Origin of the sequence: Carboxydocella sp. JDF658 (genome assembly GCF_002049395.1) — a bacterium.
GTDB lineage: Bacteria > Bacillota.
In genome coordinates this window covers 1-201 of the sequence record NZ_BDLR01000169.1, presented here as the reverse complement: position 1 = coordinate 201, position 201 = coordinate 1, and the positions used below count along the sequence as shown (strand labels likewise).

At 50.7% G+C, this 201-nt stretch carries 1 protein-coding gene; it reads left to right on the top strand.

Going from position 1 to position 201, the window contains the following annotated elements; translation table 11 throughout:
• On the top strand, positions 1–201 hold a 201-nt coding region (locus JDF658_RS13110), incomplete at both ends, for a sigma 54-interacting transcriptional regulator (RefSeq protein WP_143312018.1).

The window sequence follows — 201 nt, the reverse complement described above, 5'->3', positions numbered from 1 at the left end:
TTCGGCTATGAAGAAGGGGCATTTACCGGTGCCCGCAAAGGAGGTAAACCCGGCAAATTTGAGCTGGCCAATGGCGGCACCCTGTTGCTGGATGAAATCGGGGATTTACCCCTGACTATGCAGGCCAAACTGTTACGGGTTCTGCAGGAAAGGGTTATAGAAAGGGTAGGAGGAACCAAATCCATTAAAGTGGACATCAGA